This window comes from Actinoplanes sp. NPDC019969 (assembly GCF_055562375.1).
On sequence record NZ_JBVHFK010000009.1, the window covers coordinates 171419 to 187086 of the forward strand.

The 15668-nt window shown below is 73.5% G+C and carries 15 protein-coding genes; 2 read left to right on the forward strand and 13 right to left on the reverse strand.

The features are described from left to right. Window positions 1-36 precede the first annotated feature (36 nt). From ACZ3II_RS26450 to ACZ3II_RS26480, 7 genes are read right to left on the reverse strand one after another with little or no spacing between them, the layout of a single operon-like run. Window positions 37-1416, reverse strand: a complete 1380-nt coding sequence (locus ACZ3II_RS26450) for a PfkB family carbohydrate kinase (protein WP_465520428.1) — start codon at window positions 1414-1416, stop codon at window positions 37-39. After that, window positions 1413-2090 (reverse strand): D-sedoheptulose-7-phosphate isomerase, encoded by a 678-nt coding sequence (locus ACZ3II_RS26455; RefSeq protein WP_465520429.1) that lies wholly within the window; start codon window positions 2088-2090, stop codon window positions 1413-1415. The genes ACZ3II_RS26450 and ACZ3II_RS26455 overlap by 4 nt, the downstream gene beginning before the upstream one ends. Beyond that, window positions 2087-3289 (reverse strand): glycosyltransferase, encoded by a 1203-nt coding sequence (locus ACZ3II_RS26460; RefSeq protein WP_465520651.1) that lies wholly within the window; start codon window positions 3287-3289, stop codon window positions 2087-2089. The genes ACZ3II_RS26455 and ACZ3II_RS26460 overlap by 4 nt, the downstream gene beginning before the upstream one ends. A gap of 35 nt (window positions 3290-3324) precedes the next feature. Beyond that, complete coding sequence (locus ACZ3II_RS26465; protein ID WP_465520430.1) at window positions 3325-4230, reverse strand: glycosyltransferase; 906 nt, start codon at window positions 4228-4230, stop codon at window positions 3325-3327. Continuing rightward, window positions 4227-5999 (reverse strand): HAD-IIIA family hydrolase, encoded by a 1773-nt coding sequence (locus tag ACZ3II_RS26470; RefSeq protein ID WP_465520431.1) that lies wholly within the window; start codon window positions 5997-5999, stop codon window positions 4227-4229. Before ACZ3II_RS26470 ends, ACZ3II_RS26465 begins: the two co-directional genes overlap by 4 nt. Next, on the reverse strand, window positions 5996-7513 hold the full coding sequence (locus tag ACZ3II_RS26475) for a glycosyltransferase family 2 protein (RefSeq protein WP_465520432.1): 1518 nt from the start codon (window positions 7511-7513) through the stop codon (window positions 5996-5998). The genes ACZ3II_RS26470 and ACZ3II_RS26475 overlap by 4 nt, the downstream gene beginning before the upstream one ends. Continuing rightward, window positions 7510-9144 carry a carbamoyltransferase family protein gene (locus tag ACZ3II_RS26480; RefSeq protein ID WP_465520433.1) on the reverse strand — a complete coding sequence of 545 codons (1635 nt, stop codon included), beginning with the start codon at window positions 9142-9144 and terminating at the stop codon, window positions 7510-7512. Before ACZ3II_RS26480 ends, ACZ3II_RS26475 begins: the two co-directional genes overlap by 4 nt. 172 nt (window positions 9145-9316) lie before the next feature. Here ACZ3II_RS26480 and ACZ3II_RS26485 point away from each other — a divergent pair, with 172 nt between their 5' ends. Next, window positions 9317-10723, forward strand: coding sequence for an aldehyde dehydrogenase family protein (locus ACZ3II_RS26485; RefSeq protein WP_465520434.1), 1407 nt, complete (start codon window positions 9317-9319; stop codon window positions 10721-10723). A 92-nt stretch (window positions 10724-10815) separates the two neighbouring features. Next, window positions 10816-11253 (forward strand): nitroreductase family deazaflavin-dependent oxidoreductase, encoded by a 438-nt coding sequence (locus ACZ3II_RS26490; protein ID WP_465520435.1) that lies wholly within the window; start codon window positions 10816-10818, stop codon window positions 11251-11253. Window positions 11254-11383: 130 nt separating this feature from the next. Here the strand turns inward: ACZ3II_RS26490 and ACZ3II_RS26495 are convergent, their stop codons facing one another. From ACZ3II_RS26495 to ACZ3II_RS26520, 6 genes are all read right to left on the reverse strand, one after another. After that, entirely contained in the window at window positions 11384-11878 is a 495-nt protein-coding gene (locus ACZ3II_RS26495) for a DinB family protein (RefSeq protein WP_465520436.1), read from the reverse strand. Window positions 11879-11887: 9 nt separating this feature from the next. Further along, entirely contained in the window at window positions 11888-12760 is an 873-nt protein-coding gene (locus tag ACZ3II_RS26500; RefSeq protein ID WP_465520437.1) for a glycosyltransferase family 2 protein, read from the reverse strand. Continuing rightward, entirely contained in the window at window positions 12757-13710 is a 954-nt protein-coding gene (locus ACZ3II_RS26505) for a TIGR03557 family F420-dependent LLM class oxidoreductase (protein WP_465520438.1), read from the reverse strand. The genes ACZ3II_RS26500 and ACZ3II_RS26505 overlap by 4 nt, the downstream gene beginning before the upstream one ends. 73 nt (window positions 13711-13783) lie before the next feature. Next, complete coding sequence (locus tag ACZ3II_RS26510; RefSeq protein WP_465520439.1) at window positions 13784-14401, reverse strand: DUF3618 domain-containing protein; 618 nt, start codon at window positions 14399-14401, stop codon at window positions 13784-13786. Next, on the reverse strand, window positions 14377-14814 hold the full coding sequence (locus tag ACZ3II_RS26515) for a phage holin family protein (protein WP_465520440.1): 438 nt from the start codon (window positions 14812-14814) through the stop codon (window positions 14377-14379). Before ACZ3II_RS26515 ends, ACZ3II_RS26510 begins: the two co-directional genes overlap by 25 nt. Further along, on the reverse strand, window positions 14811-15596 hold the full coding sequence (locus tag ACZ3II_RS26520) for a hypothetical protein (protein ID WP_465520441.1): 786 nt from the start codon (window positions 15594-15596) through the stop codon (window positions 14811-14813). The genes ACZ3II_RS26515 and ACZ3II_RS26520 overlap by 4 nt, the downstream gene beginning before the upstream one ends. Window positions 15597-15668 lie beyond the last annotated feature (72 nt).

The window sequence follows — 15668 nt, forward strand, 5'->3', positions numbered from 1 at the left end:
GCGTGCTTGGAAGATCGCGTGTGTGGAGTTCGGCCGCTATTCGCGCCCGTACTCCACACGCCCGATCGTGGCGATGGTTCTCGTGGTGGAACGGCCGTCCAGGTACGGGACGATCACGGTCTGCCCGCCCCAGCGTTCGACGACAGCCGCCTCCGGCAGCTCCGGGCCGCCGTCGGCGTAGTCGCCGCCCTTCACCCAGACGTCCGGGCGCAGCCAGGTCAGCACCGGCACCGGGGTCGGCTCGTCGAACACCACGACGGCGTCGACGCAGTCCAGGGCGGCGAGCAGCCGGGCCCGGTCGTCCTGCCGGGTCAGCGGGCGGCCCTCGCCCTTGAGGCGGCGTACCGAGTCGTCGCTGTTCAGGCAGACGATCAGGCAGTCGCCGAGGGAACGGGCGGCGCGCAGGGTGGCGAGGTGCCCGGTGTGCAGCAGGTCGAAGCAGCCACCGGTGGCGACGACGGTCCCGCCCCGGGCCTTCACGTCGGCGGCGAACCGGCCGGCCTCGTCGGCCCCGATCCGCTCCGGCGCGACCTCCGCCGTGACCTCGCCCTCGTGATTGCCGCCGACGTAGGCGCTGGCCGCGGCGACCGCCGCCTCCACCGCCTCGGACGTCAGCGCCCCCTCGGCCAGCGCGAGCGCCGCCGCCGTGGCGAACGCGTCCCCGGCCCCGCAGGTGTCCCCGCCGGAGGCCGACGGCACCGGCACGACCAGCGGCGTCGGGCTCCCCTGGCACAACACGGCGCCGCCGGCGCCCCGGGTCACCACGACCGCCCCGGCCCGCCAGCGCTGCCGCAGCGCGTGCCCGGCCCGCTGCGCGGTCGCCAGCCCCGGCCCGTGCCCGGCGTCCCCGGACAGCCGCCGCGCCTCGGACTCGTTCGGCGTGACCAGGCGGACGTTCGGCACCGGCGCCGGCCCGTTCGGGTGCGGGTCCCACACCACCGGCGCCTTCGACGCCTCGATCGCGGCCCGCAGCGCCGGATGCGCCGCCACTCCCCTGCCGTAGTCGCTGACCAGGATCGCGCCCGCGTCCCGCAGCACCGTCAGGACGGCGTCCGGCGCGTCCCCGGGCGGCTGCGGGGCGCCACCCCGGTCGAGCCGCAGCAGCACCTGGCCGTCGGCCCGCATCCGGATCTTCTCCGGGGTCGAGCCGGGCAGCGGGAGCGCGTACACCGCAATGCCCGCAGCCGTGAGCAGCTCGCTCAACCGCGCCCCGGCGGCATCCCCGGCCAGCGCGGTGACCAGCGCGACCTGATGCCCTTGCCCGGCCGCGAGCAGCGCCGCGAGGCCCGCCCCGCCGGGCCGTTCGTGGGTGGTCTCCTCGTCCAGCACGGGCGCGGGCGCGTCCGGGGCGATCCGGCTCACCGTTCCGAAGACGTCCCGGTCCAGCAGCGTGTCCCCGACGATCACCAGCTTCATACCTTGACCATCTCCTCGATCTCGCCGTGGTCCAGGTCGAAAGGGCTCTCCCGGTCCTCCAGCGCGGGCCGGCCGGTGAACGCCGGGAGGTACCGGTCCACGTACTCGCACAGCAGGTGCACCGACACCAGATGCAGCTCCTGCACCACCTGACTGTCCGGGGACGGGCAGCACAGCGCCTCGTCGCAGATGTCGGCGAGCGGGTTGGGCCGCTCCCCGACCATCGCCCAGGTCCGCACCCCGACCTCGGTCGCGGCGCGGGCGGCGGCGACCAGGTTGGGGCTGCGGCCGCTGGTCGACATCACGATCAGCACGTCGTCGCGGCGGCCGTGCGCGCGGACCTGCCGGGCGAACACCTCGTCGAACCCGTAGTCGTTGCTGATCGCGGTCACCGCCGACGAGTCCGGGGTGAGCGCGATCGCGGACAGCGGCATCCGGTCCTCACGCAGTTTGCCGACCAGCTCGGCGGCCAGGTGCTGGGCCTCGGCGGCGCTGCCACCGTTGCCGGCGACCAGCAGACGGCCGCCGCCGGCCAGGTGCCGGGCGAGATACATGCCCCAGCGGGCCAATCGTCCGGCCTGCGCCCGATACGGCAGAAGTGCCTGGATGAGGCCGGTAAGGTGAGCATCGACGGCACTGATGTCGGGGTCGCGGTCGGCCGGGACGGCGGTCATGCGGCGACCTCCAGGTCGGCGACGGTGGTGTAGACGGCGGTCAGGCGTTCGGCGATGCGCGGCCACGAGTAGGAGGCGGCGGCACGGTCGGCGGCTGCGGCGGCGTACGAGAAACGCCGCACCTCGTCACCCAGCAGCCGCCGCAACGCGGTCGCCAGAGCGCGCGGGTCGCGGGCCGGGACCAGATCGCCGGTGACGCCGTCGACGACGGTGTCGGTGAGCCCGCCGACCTCGGTGGCGACCACCGGCACGCCGCACGCCATCGCCTCGAGCGGGGTGAGCCCGAACGGCTCGTACCAGGGCGCGGCCGCGAGGACGTCCGCCGACCGGTACCAGGCCGGCATCTCGTGGGCGGGCACCGCCCCGGCCAGGGTGACCCGGTCGCCGACCCGGCAGTGCCGGGCCAGGGCCAGGAGCTTCTGGGCGTACGGGTCGGCGCCCAGTTCCGCCGCCGGCGGCCCGCCGACCACCACCAGCTCGGCGCCGGGCACCGCGGCCATCGCCCGGATGGTGTCCTCGACGCCCTTGCGCTCCACCAGCCGGGCCACCGTGAGGATCCGGGCGAGCCCGTCACGCCGGGGCACGGCAGGGCCGCGTTCGCTGAACCGTTCGGTGTTGACCCCGGACGGCACCAGCGCCATCCGGCTGCGCGGCACACCCATCTTCAGCAGCTCGCCGATCTCGTCGCGGCACTGCACGATCACCCGGTCGACGGCCTGCGCGAGATGGCACTCGAAGGCGATCCGCCGGGGCGGGCTGGTGTCGGCGCGGCCCTGGTGGCGCCGCTTGACGGTGCCGAGCGCGTGGAACGTCTGCACCACCGGCACCCCGCACGCCCGGCCGGCGTCGAGGGCGGCCAGGCCGCTCATCCAGAAGTGCGCGTGCGCCACGTGCGGCATCCACTCGCCGCGCCAGTCCGCCGCCATCCACTCGCCGAACGCCCCCATGTACGGCAGCAGCTCGTCCTTCGCCAGCACGGTGGCCGGGCCGGCCGGCACGTGCACCACGTCGACCCGCTCGCCCATCGGCACCACCGGCGGCAGGTCCGGGTTGTCGCGGCGGGTGTAGACGCGCACCTCGTGGCCCTGCCCGGCGAGCGCGGCGGCGAGTTCGGCGACGTGCGAGTTCTGGCCGCCGGCGTCGACACCGCCGAGCGCGGCGAGCGGGCTGGCGTGTTCGGAGATCATCGCGATCCGCAGCGGCGCCACGCCCGCTGACGTCGTTTCCGGGTCGGTCACAGCTCCTCCAGCAGTCGGTCCCAGTCGGCGAGGAAACGGTCGAGGCCGTACCGGGCGAGCGCGACCTGGCGGGCGCGGGCGCCGAGCCGAGCCGCCTCGTCGGGCTCGTCGATCAGCCATTGCGCCGCCTCGACCAGGGTGTCCACCCGGGTCGACAGCACACCGGCATCCGGCGGGATCGCCTCGACGGCCTCGGTGGTGGCGAGCGCCAGCACCGGCATGCCCATCTGCATCGCCTCGATCAGGCTCAGCCCGAGCGACGTCCACCGGCACAGGTGCAGGTAGGCGCGGCGCTTGGCGACCTCGGCGTGCATCTCGTGCTGCGGCAGGTCCTCGTGCGCGGTGGCGCCGTCGAGGCCGGTGACGCCCATCCCGAACACGTCCAGCGGGGCGACCCGGGCGAACCGCGGGAACAGGTCGGTCCCGGTGACCCGGCCCCGGCGGACCGGCTCGTTGGTGACGATCGCGAGCCGGTCGAGCTCGCCGGTCCAGCGGGCCTTCGGCTCCACGATGCCGTGCTCGATCACCGTGGTACGGGTGCCGCCGCAGTCCCAGAACAGGTCGTTGAAGTCGGTGACGTGCGCGATCAGCAGGTCGTCCCGGTCGGCGAGGGGGTGCCGGGAGTTCGGCACGTCGCCCTTCGGGGTGTTGTGCTCCACATAGATCACCGGCACGTGCGGCGGGATCAGGTCCAGTTCCTCGGGCCGCTGCGCGATCGCCACGTCCACGTCACGGATCTGGTCCAGCGGCAGCTCCGCGACGGTGTCCGGCCAGTCGAAGGTCTGCGCCCGGCCGCGGCCCCACGCGTCCCGCTCCTCGTTGACCGGCACCAGATATCGGTGCTTGCCCTGGACGAACGACGTCGTCCAGGAGCCGTGGACGTGCCAGAGCAGGATGTTCACGCGGCAACCTCAATCTGGTCGGCACGCGGCACGCCGAGCCGGCGTATCGCGGAGAGGACGTCGTCCGGATCGATTCCGGACAGGCAGGGGTGGCCGGGGACCGGGCAGCGGGTGGCCCGGGTGTCCCGGCAGGCGGCCCCGGCGTCGCCGAGCCGGACCACCGGCACCCGGTACGGGCCCCACTTGCCGAACGGGACGGTCGGGGCGAACAGGCTCACCACCGGCGTGCCGACGGCCGCGGCCAGGTGCGCCGGGCCGGTGTTGGCGACGATCAGGCAGTCCGCGCCGGCGATCAGGGCGGCGAGGTCGGCGAACGACATCGGCCCGGCGTCGGTGCCGTCGGTCCCGGCGACGTAGCCGGCCAGGTGCCGTTCACCAGGCCCGCCGGTCACCACGACCCGGTGCCCAGCCTGGGCGAGAACGGTCACAATACGGCGCATGTCCTCCGGCGGGCAGGACCGGGCCTCGCAGCTCGCGCCGGGATGCACCACGAGGTAGCCGCTGCGTGGCCGTGGCGCGACGGTCACCCGCAGCCGGCCGTCGTCTCCGTCGGGAAGAGCGAAACCGGCGGCTGCCGCGACACTGCGGGCCCGTTCCGGTTCGGGCATCTCCTCCGGTACGCGATGCCGCACGTCCAGCAACGATCCCGGGTAGTCCTCGCTGATCGCGGTGATCCGCCCGATCCCGGCCATCCGCATCAGCAGGGCGAGCGGCAGCGCCGACTGGTGGAACGACGTGAACACGACCGCCTCGTCGGCGCCGATCTCCCGGAGCCGTTCCACGATCTCCCGCATGTCGCGGTCGTCGACGGGCCCGGGTTCCGGGTCGATCCACGGCAGCCGCCGCTCGACGATCTCGTCCACACCGGGCAACAGCTCCGCGGCGGCCCGCCCTCGCGGCCCACAGAGCAGCACGACGCGTTCCGCCCCGGCCGCCAGCGCCCGAATCGCGGGCCCGGTCACCAGCACATCCCCGGCGGAGTCCGCCCGCACGGCGAGAACGGTGCCCACTCGCCCGGCCCTGCCGGCCCGTCCCGCCTTCCCCGGGCTGGCTACTCCCGGTCCCCCAGCAAGCACCATTCCCGGTTCTCCCGGCTCTCCCGGCTCTCCCGGCTCTCCCGGCTCTCCCGGCTCTCCCGGTTCTCCCGGAAGCACCGCTTCTGGGCTTGCCGCGAGCACCGCTCCTGGTGCTACCGGGAGCACCGATCCGAGGGCGTCCGGCCTGAGGGCGGGCGTCAGCAGTTCTTGGCGTTGCAGGATCAGATCGGCGGCCGCGCTCAGATCGGCGGCACGGCAGGGGGCCGCGGCGATCTCGGCGGAAAGCGTGACCTCGGTGGGCACCAGGATCCCGGTCGCACCGGCCGCGAGCGCCGCTTCCATGTCCCGGCCGATGTCCCCGACCACGACGCAGCATCCCGGTGTCGTGCCGAGCGCTGCCGCGGCCGCGTACACCATGCCGGGCTCCGGTTTGCGGCACCGGCATCCGGCGCTGTCGTCGTGCGGGCAGATCTGCCAGGTGTCGAACGGCCCGAGCAGATCCTCGATCCGCTGGTTGACGGCGGCCATCTGCTCCGTGGTGAACCGCCCCCGCGCCAACCCGGACTGGTTGGTGACGACACCGACCCGCAACCCGGCGGCACGCAGCCGGTCCAGAGCCGCCTTCGCCCCCGGCATCACCCGGACCTTGTCCGGATCCCCGTTGTAGGGCACGTCCACGACCAGGGTTCCGTCCCGGTCGAACAGCACCGCTTCATAGAGAGCACTGCTCACCGGCTCGCCTCGGCTCTCTCGCCGACGCGGCCGATCGGCACGGTGAACCCGGAGTCGGCGGTGATCCTGGTCAGCCCGGCGGGGATCTCGGTCAGCGGCTCAGCGCCGCGCCAGCGGAACCAGCCGCGCAACCAGTGAGCGATCGCCACCGGCGGGATGGCGACGCTGGTCAGCAGCATGGTGGTCACCTCGCGGCGATCCCGGGGGCCGGGCGCGATGCGCGCCGCAGCGAACTCAGCGGTCCCGGCCGCCCAGCCCGCAGCAGCCAGCGTCGCGGCCACCGACAGAGCCCGGACCATCCCGGGGTTCCCGACGTTCCCGGTTTTCGTGACTCTCCCGGGTTTCCCGGCGTTCCGGACTCTCCCGGATTTACCGACTTTCCCGGCGCTCTCGACGTTCCCGATGCTCCAGGCGTTCCCGATGCTCCAGGCGTTCCCGACTCTTGAGGCGTTCCCGACGCTGCGCGTCGAGGCTGCTCCGCGAGCGATTGCTGTGCTCAGCCCGGAGCGGATGAAGCTGCCAGCGCCGGGGCGTGAGCGGCCCGAACCGAGGATCCCGAAGCCGGAGCGGCTGGAACGGGGATTCGCGGAACGGCTGGTGGCGGCCAGGACGGAGGCGGCGGCGGTGCAGGCCACGGCGGTGGCGAGGCAAGCGGTGATCGCGGCGTGGCGGTGGCGGCGACCGGGGGGAATCTCGAGGACGGTGCGCCAGGAGCGGCCGTACATGCGGCGCAGCAGGGCGTCGTCGGCGTTGCCGCGCTGGGTGCGGATGCTGATCCAGCGCTGCTCCGGGCGTACCGGATGAGCAGTTGATCTCGTTCCCAACCGCAGCTCCCAGCCTGCCTGGCGCACCCGGTGGGCCAGTTCCGCGTCCTCGCGGAAGGCGCGTGGCAGCCGCTCGTCGAAACCGCCGGCGCGGGAGAGCGCGGACCGGCGGTAGGCCATGTCCGCGGTGATCCATTCGCCGTCGGCGAGGCCGGCGGTGACGCGTTCCCAGTCGGTGAGCCGGCGGCCGGCGGGCAGCGGCACCCACAGCCGGCCCTGCACACCGCCGACCCGCTTCGTCTCCGCGTCGGCGTCGCGCAGGTCGTCGGCGAGGTGGACCGGCCAGCCGGGCTCGGGGATCACGTCGTCGTCGAGGAAGGCGATCCACTCGTGACGGGCGGCCTGCCAGCCGGTGTTGCGGGCGGCGGCCGGCCCGGCGGACCGCCCGGCGATCACGCGCGCGGGCGTGTCCGGCGGGAGATCCAGGGGGGTACGCCGATCCGGCCGGTCGTCGACGATCAGCAGTTCCATCCCCTCCGGCAGCGGGCCCAGCGCGCGGAGCAGTGCTCGCAGGCTGGGCCGCCCGAGGGTGGGCACGACGACGCTGACGCCGGGCCGCACGGGAGCGGAAAGGCCGTTCACACCGGGCCGCCCAGAGGCAGGCGCGCTGCCGGTCACACCGGGCTGCCCGGAGGTAGCCGCGCTGCCGGTCACACCGGGCTGCCCGGAGGTGGGCGCGGTGCCGGTCAACGCGGGCCCCCGTACACCTGGCTGCGGTGCACCGCGAACGGGCCGATGGCGAGCAGGTCCACCGGGGCGGACCCGAACAGTTCGAGGGCCTCGCGCGGGGTGTCGACCATCGGCCTGCCGGCCGTGTTCAGTGACGTGTTCACGACCACCGGCAGGCCGGTGAGCTGCTCGAACTCGGCGAGCATGGCGGCGACCACGGGCTCGGTGTCGGTGTGCACGGTCTGGACGCGGGCGGTGCCGTCGACGTGGGTGACGGCCGGGATCCGGTCCCGCCACTCCGGCTTCACCTGGTGCACGAAGAGCATGTACGGGCTCGGGTACACGCCTTCGAAGATGTCGTGGAACCGTTCCGCCCGGACCATCGGCGCGATCGGCCGGAACTGCTCGCGGCCCTTCACGTCGTTCATCCGGGTCTGGGTGTCCTGGTCGCCGGGGTGGGCGAGCAGGGACCGGTGACCGAGCGCGCGCGGCCCGAACTCGCTGCGCCCCTGGTACCAGGCGACGATCCCGTTGCGGGCCAGCACGGCGGCGGCCTCGGCGGCGATCGACGCCGGCCGGGTGTACGGGACCGCGGCCCGCTTCAGCTCGGCTTCCAGCTCGTCGTCGGACCAGCCCCGGCCGAGAGCAGCGCTTCCGAACGGAACGTTCTTCTCCCCGATCGCGAGCGCCGCCCCGAGAGCGGTGCCCGCGTCACCGGCCGCCGGCTGCACCCACACCCGCTCGAACGGGCCCTCGGCCGCGATCCGGGCGTTGGCGACGCAGTTCAGCGCGGTGCCACCGGCCATGGTGAGGGTTTTCAGGCCGCCGGACGCCTCGTACGTCCACCGGGCCAGGTCGAGCAGCACCTCCTCGAGGCGGATCTGCACGCTGGAGGCCAGGTCGGCGTGCGCCTCGGTCATCTCGCCGTCGGCGGTGCGGGCCTTGGCGAGGGCGTCCCAGTCGATCCGGTCGACGGTGAATCCGCCCGCCCCGTCGGCCCGGACCAGTTCACGCAGGATGTCGAGGAACTTCGGGCGGCCGTACGAGGCCAGCGCCATCACCTTGTACTCGTCGCTGGAGTGCATGAACCCGAGGTGCCGGGTGAGGTCTTCGTAGAGCAGCCCGAGCGAGTGCGGCAGCTCCTGGCAGCGCAGCGTCTCGAGCTGACCGCCCCGGTACGCCCCGGCCAGGTGGCTCGCCGACTCGCCGCGCCCGTCGAGCACCAGGACCGCGCTGTCCTCGGGCACGCTGAGTCCCGCCGACGCCGCGTGCGCCACGTGGTGCGGCACGAACCGCACCTGTTCCGGGTCGAGCCCGGGCAGCGCGGTGGCCAGGAACTGCGGGGCCCGCCGCGCGTAGTCGACGCGCAGGTGGTCCCACGGGTCGTTGATGCCGAGCGACGCCTGGTCCGCGCACAGCTCCGGATCGAACGAGTAGGCGACCGCGTCCAGATCGCCCGGCCGCAGTGCGGCCTCCCGCAGGCACCAGGCCGCGGCCAGTTCCGGCAGCTCCCACGCGGAGAACGGCACCGGCCGTTTGCCGTGTTTACGGCGGCTGAACCGCTCCTCCTCCGCGGCCGCCACCACGCGACCGTCGACGATCAGAGCAGCCGATGGATCGTGGAAGATCGCGTTGATCCCGAGAACACGCATGGCGGGGCGGATACCCCGGAAAAACTCGGTTACTCACATGATCATCGACTTCTCCCAAAAGACTGACATTCTCCTGAAAGGACCCCATGACCTGCACTGATCGGCACTGTCCACAAGGGGACTTTTGCCGGAAGCCAAGTTTTATGCGATGCGGTGTGGGCAGACTGCCGCCATGTATGAGGTCGTTCAGCTCATCGACGGCAGTTGGTCTCCCGGCACGTCCGGCCGCACCCTGACCGTTTCGGACCCACGCGACGACAACCCGGTGAGCCGGGTGCCGGTCGCCTCCGACGCCGACGTGACCGCCGCCGTACGGGCCGCCCGCGCGGCCGCCCCGGAATGGGCGCGCACCGCCCCTGCTTCCCGCGCCGCCGCTCTGCACGCCGCCGCGACCGCGATCGAGGCCGCCGCCGGGGAACTCGCCGAGATCATGGCCGCCGAGATGGGCAAGCCGGTCGACGGCGCCCGCGACTCGATCGGCGCCGGCGTCGGCACCCTGCGCCAGTACGCCGAACTCGGCCCCACCCACCGCGGCCGCGCCCTGGCCGGCAACGACGACGCGATCGACCTGATGGCTTACCGCCCGCGCGGTGTGGTCGCCGTGATCACCCCGTGGAACGACCCGGTCGCCGTCTCGTGCGGCCTGCTCGGCGCCGCCCTGGTCACCGGCAACACTGTCGTGCACAAGCCGAGCGAGCGCACCCCGGCGACCGGCTGGCGGCTGGCCGAGCTGATCGCCCCGCACTTCCCGGACGGCGTGCTGGCGGTGCTGCACGGCGACGGCCCGGTCGGGGCGGCCCTGGCGTCGGCCGAGGTGGACGTGGTCGCCCACGTCGGTTCCACCGCCGCCGGTCGTTCGATCGCTGCCGCGTGTGCCCGTACCGGCGCCAAAGCTCTTCTGGAGAACGGCGGCAGCGATCCGCTGATCGTCGACGCGGGATCGGATCCGGTGTGGGCGGCGGGGCAGGCGGCGCTCGGCGCGTTCGCCAACTCGGGCCAGATCTGCGTCGCCGTGGAGCGCATCTACGTGCACCGTGACCTGGCCGAACCGTTCACCGAGGCGCTCGGCGGCGAGGCCGAGACATGGGCCAAGCAGATCGGCCCGCTCGTCGACCGGCGTCTGCGCGAGGCCGTGCACCACCAGGTGCGGGCGGCGGTACGCGACGGCGCGCGCCTGGTGTGCGGCGGCGAGATCCCGTCCGGGGCCGGCGCCTACTATCCGCCGACCGTGCTGGCCGGCTGCGCCGACGACATGCCGGTGATGCGGGAGGAGACGTTCGGGCCGGTGGCTCCGGTGGCCACGTTCGACTCCTTCGCCGAGGCTCTGACCAGGGCTTCGGATTCACCGTACGGGCTCGCGGCGACCGTTCTGACGCCGTCGATGAGCAACGCCCAGCGTGCCTGGCGGGAGCTTCCGGTCGGCACCGTGAAGATCAACGCGGTGTTCGGCGGTGCTCCGGGCGGCGCCGCGCATCCGCGCCGCGGCAGCGGACAGGGCTTCGGGTACGGCCCGGAACTCCTCGACGAGATGACCGCCACCACCGCCGTCCACCTGGAGGCCCCACCGGCCGGCTGGTAGCGGCGGCGTTCTCCCGGCCCTTGACAGGCGGGTGTTCACTGTTCTCATGCGAGAGCAGTGCTCTCACCCGCCGGTCAAGCCCTGGAGGAATCATGCGATACGTCACCGCCGGCCGTGGCGCCGCTGTCTTCAACAACGTCGCCAAGTGGCTCACCGCCCGCGGCGTCAGCCTGATGGGCTCCCGCGTCATCGCCGTCCGCGGCCGCAAGTCCGGCGAGACCCGCACCACCGTCGTCAACCTCTTCACCCACGACGGCGAGCGCTATCTGCTCGCCCCGCGCGGCCACACCCAGTGGGTCCGCAACCTCCGCGTCACCCCCGACGCCGAGCTGCGCCTGGGCCGCCGCACCGAGCCGGTCACCGCCGTCGAGATCCCGGACGCCGACAAGCCCCCGCTGATCCGCCTCTACCTGCGGAAATGGGCCTGGGAGACGGGCGCCTTCTTCGACGGCCTGAAAGCCGACTCGCCCGAGGCCGACATCACGGCCGCCGCCCCCGGCTTCCCCGTCTTCCGCCTGATCCCCCGCTGACCCCGCGTCACACCGGCAACCGCCGGCAAGGGGGTCAGCAGTCGGCCGGAGGCCGCCGGCAAAGGGTCAGCGGCCGGCCGGAGGCCGCCGGCAAAGGGTCAGCGGCCGGCCGGAGGCCACCGGCAAAGGGTCAGCGGCCGGTGACGCCGTCGATGAGCTCGCGGAGGATGTCGGCGTGGCCGGCGTGGCGGGCCGTCTCGCTCGTGACGTGCGCGAGGATCCAGCGCAGCGTGCGCACCTCCCCGTCGACCGTCTGCGCGGCCGGGCTGTCCGGCCCGGCCGCACCCCGGATGACGGCGTCGCTGGCGGCGATCGCCGCCCGGTACCCGTCGATGACCTCCGCCGGGGTGCGCCCGTCGCCGGCCGTCATGGCGAAGTCGACGTCCGCGTAACGGCTGTCGCCGCCGAACGTGTAGCCGAACCAGTACCGCTCGCCGTCGGTGAGATGCCGGACCAGCCCGATCAGCGTGGTCTCCGAGACGACCAGGCGGCGGCCGAGCTGCTCGGCGTCCAGGCCGTCCACCTTCTTCAGCACGCACGACCGGGCGAACGTCAGGAAGGCCAGCGCGGTGTCGATCTCCCCGCCGTCGTCACGCGGCACCGGCTGCCGTTGCGTCTCCAGCATCCGCCGACCCTATCCCTCCAGGCGGGCCACCGACGCCTCCACCACCGGCGGCAGGGGGCGCCGGTTCCGCAGCGCCCACGGCAGCCCACGGGCGACGTCCCACACCGCGAGCGGTGATTCCCGGAACGTGGCGGCCAGATCGCGGGCGACCACGGCGGGCGGGCGGCGCAGCACGGCGGTGAACAGGCGGTTGCGGGATTCGATGCGGTCGCGGGCGGACCGGTCCCGGCCGGCCGGCAACGGGAAGTGCCGGACCGTCAGCGACGGCTCGTAGCACAGCCACCACCCGGCGGCGGTCATGTCCATGGCGAGCAGCGCCTCCTCGCCGTAGACGAACAGCCGCGGCTCGAACCCGCCGGCCGCCAGGAACGCCTCACGCCGGACCACCACGGCACACGACAGGAAGCCGAGCACCGACGGCCCGGGCGCGCCGCGCGGGGCGGACAGCGGCGCGGCGGCCTGGGCGGCGGAGATCGGGTCCGGGCGGGCCGACGGCCCGATCAGCACCTCGCCGGTGAGCAGGCCCAGTCGCGGGTACGCGTCGAACAGCTCGGCGGCCCGGGCCAGCGAGCCCTCGGTCCAGAACGAGTCGTCGTCGGCGAAGGCCACATAGGGCGTGGCGGCGCGGCGGACCCCCTCGTTGCGGGCCGCCGCGCCGAGGTTGCGGTCCAGGCGCACCACCCCGACGTCCGGGAACGCCGCGCCGATCGCCTCCGGGCTGCCGTCGGTGGAGGCGTTGTCGACCAGGATGACCGGGGCACGGTGCTGCGGGAGGGTCTCGAAGAGGCGGTCCCGGCGGTCCCGGGTCGCCACCACGACGGTGACGCGGCTGGTCTCGGCGCCGGACGTACCCCGGGCCGGGGCCGTGACCGGCCCGCTCACCGCACGAGCCGATCGCGCAGCGTGCCTGCGAAGAAGTCGAGGAAGCCGTCCGGGTCGGGCCCGGCGTTCATCAGGACGATGTGGTCGTAGCCGGCGTCGAGGTGCTTCCGGACGGCTTCGGCGTACGGCGCCGGATCCGGCCCCACGACGAACTTCTCCCGGACGTCGTCCTCGGTGACGGTCGCCGCGGCGGCCTCGAAGTTGACCGGGTTCGGCAGTTCCGCCATCACCTTCCAGCCGGTGACCGCCCAGCGGGTGGTCCGGTGCGCCTCGGTGACCGCCGCCTCCGCGGTGGGCGCCCACGCCACCGGGATCTCCACGTACTTCGGGCCCGTCCCGCCGTGCCCGGTGAACGTCTCGACCAGGTCCGCGCGCGGTTCGGTGGCGAACAGTCCGCTGCCGTGGGTGGCGGCCAGCTCGGCGGCGCGGCGGCCACCGGCGGCGACCGCGATCCGGGGCAGCTCGTCCGGCAGGTCGAACACCCGCGCGTCCTCCAGCCGCAGGTGCTTGCCCTCGTACGACTGGTAGCCGCCCTGCCACAGCAGGTTGATGATGTCGAGCGCCTCGGTCAGCCGCTCGTGCCGTTCCCGGACGCTGCCGAAGCCCTGCCCGACCACGTGCTCGTTGAGCCGCTCCCCCGAGCCGACACCGAGGGTGAACCGGTTGTCGGACAGGATCGCCAGGGTCGCCGCGGCCTGCGCGATGATCGCCGGGTGGTACCGCACCGACGGGCAGGTGACACCGGTGGCGAGGCCGAGGGTGCGGGTCTGCGCAGCGATCGCGCTCAGGACGTTCCAGGCGTACGGGGAATGCCCCTGCACGTCGAGCCACGGATGGAAGTGGTCGCTGATCTCGACGAAGTCGAACCCGGCCTGTTCCGCCCGGATCGCCTGCCGGACGAGTTCCTTCGGCCCGAATCCCTCGGCCGCGAGTTTGTATCCCAGTTTCATGCCGGTCGCGATTCCCGCGTTCCGGGACGGCAAACGTGGCGGCCGGAGCCGCCACGTCATGCCGTCGCACCGATCAGGAGGTGGCGGTCCCGCGCACGTCCTGCGCGCCGGACCGCGCCGACTCCTTGGTGGCCTGCGCCGCGTCCTGAGCGGTCTCCTTGACCTGGCCGGCGGCCTGCTGCACGGTGCCGCCCAGCTCGTCCTTGAGGTCGTTCGCCACGTCCTTGACCTTCTCGGTGAGATCACCGCTCTGGTCCTTGAGCTGCTGCCCGGCCCGGCGCTCGGCCTCGGTGACCGGGATGAGCGAGGCGCTGAGCAGCCCGACGCCGAAGGCGATGATGCCGGCGGCGAGCGGGTTGCCCTGGGTCTGCCGCGCGACGGCCTGCGGGGCCTGCCGGACCGCGCCGGCGGCCGCCGACGCCTTGTCCTGCGCGGTGCCCGAGAGTTCGGACGCCTTGTCGCGGGCGGCGCCCGTCAGCTCGGACGCCTTGTCGCCGGCCCGGTGGGCCTGCTCCTTGGCGGCGTACCGGGTGTCCTCCGTGGTGCCCATGACTTTCTCCTTCACCGCGGTCCAGCGCCTGCGGGCGACCTGGCGCGGACTCGTCTTCTCGGCCAGCAGGTCGACGTCACGGGTCAGCGACGCCCGGGTGTTCTCGATGTCGGCCTTCAGCCGGTCGGGTTCTTCAGCCATCGGGCGTCCTCCTTCAGCGTTTCGGTGGTGCGGCGCGGCACCGGGTCGACGGTCTTGAGCTTCTTGCGGCCGTTCACGAACAGGACCGCGCCGATGGCGCCCCAGATGATCGCGACGATCAGCGCCGCCCAGCCGGGGTCCATCACGTTGCTGAGGCCGAACACGACGGCGAAGCTGAGCAGCACCACCGCCAGGTAGCCGGCGAATCCGGCGCCGCCGAGCATCCCGGCGGCCTTGCCGGCCTTGGTGGCCTCCTGCTGGATCTCCGCCTTGGCGAGCGCGACCTCCTGCCGGAACAGCTGGGAGAGGTCGTCGCTGATGTTGCCGATGATCTCGCCGATCGAGCGTTCCTCGACCGGTTTACCGGCGTCCGGGTCGAAGCCGACCGGGTCGTTGCGGTAGGGCGAGGTCATGACCGGAACTCCGGATCGGTGTCCACCACGGCGGGCCGGCCGGTGCCGGTGGCCTCGTACTGGGTGGTGGCGGGGGTGACGTACCCGGTGCCGGTGGCCGCGGGCGTGTAGCCGAGGGTGTCGTCGGTCAGGCCGGTGCCGACGTACCCCTCCTGCGCCGCCGGCCGGACCTGCTCGTAGCCCGGCGTGAAGTCGTCGGTCGCCGGCTTGCCGGTGCCGGCGGTGGAGTCGGCCTTGGCGATGCTCTTGCCGAGCCGCCCGACCACGAAGCCGGCGGCGAGGGCGGTGGCCAGGAACGCGCCGGGCCGGCGGCGGGCGAAGTCCTCGACCTCGCGCAGCACCCCGTCCGGGCCGTTGCGGTCCAGGTAGTCGGCGAACTGGCGGCCGCCCTCGGCGACCCGCGCCACCACGGCGGCGGCCGGCGAGTCCTCCCGCGCGCCGCGCATCTCGTCGAGGTGGTCGGCGGTCTGCCGGATGCTGCCGACCAGGCGGCCGTTCTGCGCGTGGGCCTGCTCGGTGAACTTGTCGCGGACCTCCGAGGCGACGTTGCGGGCCTGGGCGCGGGCTTCCGCGCCGACGCGCTGCGCCTGCTCCTTCGCGGTGTCCTTGACGTCACCGGCGGCGGCCTTGCTCTGCTCGGCGACCTGCCGCGGCTTGCTCTGCTCCGGCTCCTGGCCGTAGGACTCCGCGACCTGAGCGTAGGAGCCCTGTCCCGGGGTGGTCACCGGGGGCGTGAGATCGTACGCGGGATCCGGCACACGGCCGGGTGAGACGTCACTCATGGGTTCCTCCGAGGGGTTGTTGCGCTCATCCCTGGGCTACCCCGTCCACGTCAGTCGATTCGCCTGCTGTTG